The sequence below is a fragment of the Deferribacterota bacterium genome, assembly GCA_034189185.1.
In the GTDB taxonomy this organism is placed as follows: Bacteria; Chrysiogenota; Deferribacteres; order Deferribacterales; family UBA228; genus UBA228.
Genome location: JAXHVM010000152.1, coordinates 1 through 4,325, shown reverse-complemented (window position 1 = coordinate 4,325; position 4,325 = coordinate 1). Strand labels below are relative to the sequence as shown.

The window sequence follows — 4,325 nt, the reverse complement described above, 5'->3', positions numbered from 1 at the left end:
CTCCAAGGGTTATCAGATATGATGATTTTGATCCATATCTTGTTGTTGCTGCCGATAAAGGCACAGGCGCTTTTAGTGATATTGCAAACAATATATCAGAGATTTATAATTTTTGGCTTAAAGATGCCTTTGCTTCAGGTGGTTCAAATGGTTATGACCATAAAAAATTGGGCATTACAGCAAGAGGAGCTTGGGAATCTGTTAAAAGACATTTCTTAGAACTTGGAATAGATATAAATAGGGATAATTTTACAGCTGTTGGAATAGGTGATATGTCAGGGGATGTTTTTGGAAATGGCATGTTATTATCAAATAAGATAAAACTATTGGCAGCATTTAATCATAAACATATCTTTATAGACCCTAAACCAGATCCAGAGATAAGCTATAATGAAAGAGCTAGACTCTTTAAATTGCCAAAATCAAGCTGGGATGATTATAATAAAGATTTAATATCAACTGGAGGTGGTGTTTTTAGAAGGGATGCAAAAAAAATACAATTAACTAATGAAATACAAGATATACTTGATACAAAAGAGAGTTTTGTTTCTGGTGAAAAGCTTATAACATTAATTTTAAAGATGAATGTAGACTTATTATATAATGGTGGTATTGGTACATATGTTAAAGATCAAACTGAAAATAATAGTGATGTGGGAGATCCAAATAACGACAATGTTAGAATTAATGCTAATGAGTTAAGAGCAAAAGTTGTTTGCGAAGGAGGAAATCTTGGCTTTACTCAAAAAGCAAGAATAACCTACGCAATAAATGGCGGCAAGATTAATACTGACGCTTTAGATAATTCTGCAGGTGTAGATACCTCAGATCACGAAGTCAATATAAAAATATTATTAAATAATTTAGTAGAGCATTCAATTATTGATGAAAATAGAAAAAATGGATTAATACAAGAAATTACAGATGAGGTTGTGAAATCTGTTTTAAATAATAATTATGAACAGAACCTTTCTGTAAGCTTAGATTTAGAAAGAGCAAAAAATAACTATCTTGATTTTACTAATACAGCTAATTTTTTATCTGAAAAAGGTGTTTTAGATTTAAAAGAAAGTAATATTTTATTTTGTCAAGAGAATAGAACTCCAGTAAGGCCTGAATTAGCTACTCTATTAGGCTTTAGTAAGATATATCTATATAACGAAATATTATCTGAATTAGATTTAAAGGATCCTCTAATACAAAAATTATATATTGAATATTTTCCAAACAAGCTAAGAGATGATTTTGCAGATAAATTATTAGAGCACCAACTTTCTAAAAATATAGCTGCAATAATGTTGATTAACTTTATGTTAAATAGGATTGGCTTATCTTGCATTTTTAATCTATTTAATCTAAACAAATATTCATATTTCACACTCCTTTATAATTATTACAGAGCATTTGCAAAATTAAATTTGGACAATTTATGGAGCTATATTGAATCATCAGATAATATAGCTCTATCAACTAAATATGAACTATTGATATTCATATCAAACTCAATCAAAGAAGTAGTTGATTATTCAAATTATAATGCACTTTTTAATAATTTTAATCAATTTAAAGACATATTAAATAGGCTATCTGATAATTCATACAAGAATTTTCTAAATACCTTTCGATATCAAGATATGCCAAATTTTCCAAAAGAACAATTAGAGCTTTTAGAATCACTATTTCACGTAGAGGCTGCTCTAGATATATTTCAAATTATAATAGGAAACAAAGCTAGTCAAGAGGTTGTAATTAATACATATTCTTTAATTACGGAATTCTTTAATATAAACATACTAAAAACTTTAATCTCTAAGCTTTCAGCAAAAAACGCATTCGAATATGAAAATATTATGCTCCTAAGATATAAATTAAAAGAACTACACAGGCTCTTAACAACTAAATTCTTGGGAAAAGCAAAGGATGAGATAGAAAATATACTAGAGAAAAAATATCCTTATTATAAAACATTGCAAAAAGAGATAGATTGCTTAATAGAAGAAAAAGCAGATAAGTTATCAGCTTATTATAATTTAATTGATAAATTATATCTATCTTTTAAGGGATAGTTTTAATTAATGATTTTTTATAATACGAAAATCCACCAACAACAGATATTAGGAGGCTATCATGAATATAGATATATTTAGTTTAGATGATTACTATACTGATGAAGAGAAAATAGTTAGAAATACAATAAGGTCATATTTAGAAAAAGAGATAAAACCAATAATAAAAGAGGCCTGGCATTTAGAAAAACCATTAAAATTTCGAGAACTTGCAAAAAACTTTGGTAATCTTGGCATAATAGCTCCATTTTTACCTGAAAAGTATGGATGTCCTGGCAGTAATTATAAGATGTTTGGTATTGTTTCACAAGAAGTAGAAAGGGTAGATAGTGCACTAAGAAGTTTTATAGCTGTATCAAGTGGTCTTGTAATGTATCCAATATATGCATTTGGCAATGAAAAACAAAAGAATAAATATCTTCCTAAACTAGCTAAGGGTGAATTAATAGGTTGTTTTGGTCTAACTGAACCTGAATATGGCTCAAATCCAGCTGGTATGAAGACAACCGCAAAATGGGATAAAGATAGGTGGATTCTTAATGGGTCAAAGACATGGATAACAGAGGCAGATATTGCAGATTTTGCAATTGTATGGGCAAGGGATGTAGATGATAAAAGGATAAAAGCTTTTATAGTAGAAAGGGGTAGTCAAGGTTTCACAATGGATAAAATAGATGAGAAGGGTTCAATGAGAGCTGGGGGTGTGGGTAGTTTGGGTATGGTTGACTGTAGTATTAGTGAAGAAAATAGATTGACAGAGGCAGTAGGTTTAAAAAGTGCACTCTCCTGTTTAGATAGGGCTAGATATGGCATATCTTGGGGCTCAATAGGGGCAGCCAAAGACTGTCTTAATACAGCATTAGAATACTCCAAAGAAAGGGTACAATTTGGTAAACCCATTGCTTCATTTCAGTTAGTTCAAGAAAAATTAGTCAATATGTTAATAGAGATTGTTAAAGGTGAGCTGTTGTGTTTAAGACTATCAGAACTAATGGATAAAAATATTGCAAAGCCAGAACAAATATCACTTGCAAAAAAGAATAATGTTAGGGTTGCAAGATATTGTGCAAAAACTGCAAGAGAAATATTGGGTGCAAATGGAATCTCTCTAGACTATTCCCCTATAAGACATATGGCTAATATAGAGACTGTCTATACCTATGAAGGTACTGATGATATACATACACTTATATTAGGTAGGGTAATAACTGGGTATAATGCATTTAATTAATATTTGATGTATCACACAAATAAAGATATTATTTCTATAAATAATGTAACTATAGCACAAAAAATATATAAACAAACAACTTATAATTTTTTCATAAAATAGGAGGTTGTTATATTATCTCACGTACTTTTGGTTTTTTTTAATGCAATAATTGTCTGTTTGTTAACATGTGTTATAATTTTATTATAAAATACCATAGCCTACGTCACAAAACCATGTAAAAACACAAGAGGTATCAACATGTCTATAATAAATGATGTAGTTAGTAAAATAGATAGCATGGAAAGAGAATTAGTTGAGTATGTTAAAAATATATTATCATTCCCTACAACTTCCGGCAATGAGCTAGAAAACCAAAGATATATCGCTGATGTTTTGCAAAATGAGCTGAAATTTGATGAAATAGATATGTGGGAACCTGATATAGATAAAATGAGGAATCATGAAGCATTTATAACTAGAAGAGAGAATTTTAAGGGAAGCCCAAATGTAGTTGGAACACTTAAAGGTAAGGGAACAGGTAAGTCACTTATATTAAATAGCCATATTGACGTTGTACCTGCGGGAAACCACAACGAATGGATATACCCTCCTTTTCAAGGAACTGTAGATAATGGTAATATTTATGGACGCGGCGTATCTGACATGAAGGGGAATATTGCGTCATTTTTCATCATAATAAAAGCCCTTCAAGAATTAGATATTAAGCTAAAGGGGGATTTAATAATTCAAAGTGTTATTGAGGAAGAATCAGGTGGTGCTGGCAGTCTAGCTTGTGCCCTACGAGGATATTCTGCTGATGCAGCTATAATACCTGAGCCTACTTACTTTAAGATATGCCCAGCTCAACAAGGATCTACTTGGTTTAGAATAAATATATCTGGCAAGGCTGCACATGGTGGTGAAAGATATAAAGGTATTAGTGCAATTGATAAAACAATTCCAATATTACACTCTATAAATGAGCTTGAAAAATATAGGAATAATAATTTTAAAAACAAACTGTATAAAGGAATACCTACTCCCTT

Annotated in this window: 3 protein-coding genes; all 3 read left to right on the top strand. The window is 30.4% G+C overall.

The window, feature by feature from the left end:
• The coding region (locus tag SVN78_08805; protein MDY6821703.1) for an NAD-glutamate dehydrogenase at positions 1-2,066 on the top strand (2,066 nt) is incomplete at its 5' end.
• Positions 2,067-2,127: 61 nt separating this feature from the next.
• On the top strand, positions 2,128-3,297 hold the full coding sequence (locus SVN78_08800; protein MDY6821702.1) for an acyl-CoA dehydrogenase family protein: 1,170 nt from the start codon (positions 2,128-2,130) through the stop codon (positions 3,295-3,297).
• A 240-nt stretch (positions 3,298-3,537) separates the two neighbouring features.
• On the top strand, positions 3,538-4,325 hold a 788-nt coding region (locus SVN78_08795), incomplete at its 3' end, for an ArgE/DapE family deacylase (GenBank protein ID MDY6821701.1).

Coding starts and splice junctions, on each gene's coding strand:
- SVN78_08800 (MDY6821702.1), top strand. CDS start 2,128: ATGAATATAGATATATTTAGTTTAGATGATTACTATACTGATGAAGAG.